Source organism: Oleiphilus sp. HI0128 (assembly GCF_001635365.1).
In genome coordinates this window covers 1-1,032 of the sequence record NZ_LWGG01000313.1, presented here as the reverse complement: position 1 = coordinate 1,032, position 1,032 = coordinate 1, and the positions used below count along the sequence as shown (strand labels likewise).

Genomic DNA, 1,032 nt, shown 5'->3' with positions numbered 1-1,032 from the left:
GAAGTAGTATCGATGCGTACCTGTTCTTTATCCTCGAGTGAAAACTGGTTCAGCTTGACCAAGATAACACAGCCTTGCTTACTAAACGGGGCATGGTTGCTTCCAGGCGGATTACGTATATAGGTTCCAGCGCCAAAGTCTCCTGTTTCATCTGAGAATACGCCCTCCAATACAAAAATCTCTTCACCCATTGGGTGAAAGTGCTCAGAGAAAGACGAGCCAGGCTCATACATTACAATGCTCGTGGTATGCCCCGATTCCTTAGCTTCTCGCTCCAAAGGTTTACGCCAAACACCGGCAGCAGGGCTTTTATCCCATTCCATTTTCGCTGTATCGAGAGCCAGCTTTTCCGAAAAATCCATATTTAACATTGTTAATACTCATACCTTGTGAGCATTAACAATACAGTGAAAAAAAAGACCTGACACCTTTTTTATTATTAACGGTAACAAACAGGTATATACGCATTGCCTTAAAGCCTGGGCCACAAAAATATTGATTAAGCCTTAACGAAAGCCCATAAAAAAATCCGACAATGTTGCCATCATCGGATTTTCTATTCAGCCTTATGCTAGTTTTTTACATGACTAAGTATTTCAGACTCTACTACTCAAATGAGTCCAGTATCACTTCAGACATACTTTTTCTTGAAGCATTGGTGATATACCGATATTTCTTAAACCATGACCAGTGATGGTGATACTCTACATCCACATCGATTGAGGCATTACCACTGTTTTCGTATTGATTTGCATTGCTCAATGCGAAGGTCATTGGGTGACCGTCAACAAACCATGGAAGTACCAATAGGTTTTGGAAAGACCAGATATTAATGGATTGCGGCATATTATTGTGAGGTGTGTTCTCACTCATAATGATGGGGTAGTAATAATCGTAGTAACCAGACGGGTGCTTCGAGACATACTTCACACGTCCATCTACAGCTAGATCAGACACACATGAATCAATGGACTCTTCCCTGTTAGAGCCACATGCACTATGCAGAGGTACAACACTGTCATCGCCGCCTGT

1 protein-coding gene and 1 pseudogene are annotated in these 1,032 nt (G+C 42.0%); both read right to left on the bottom strand.

Annotated elements, in window-relative coordinates:
* Window positions 1-371, bottom strand: a 371-nt coding sequence (locus A3763_RS03985; protein WP_197482747.1) for a cupin domain-containing protein, incomplete at its 3' end; no start/stop codon positions are given.
* Window positions 372-606: 235 nt separating this feature from the next.
* Window positions 607-1,032: pseudogene (locus A3763_RS28065) on the bottom strand (hypothetical protein); the annotation flags it as partial.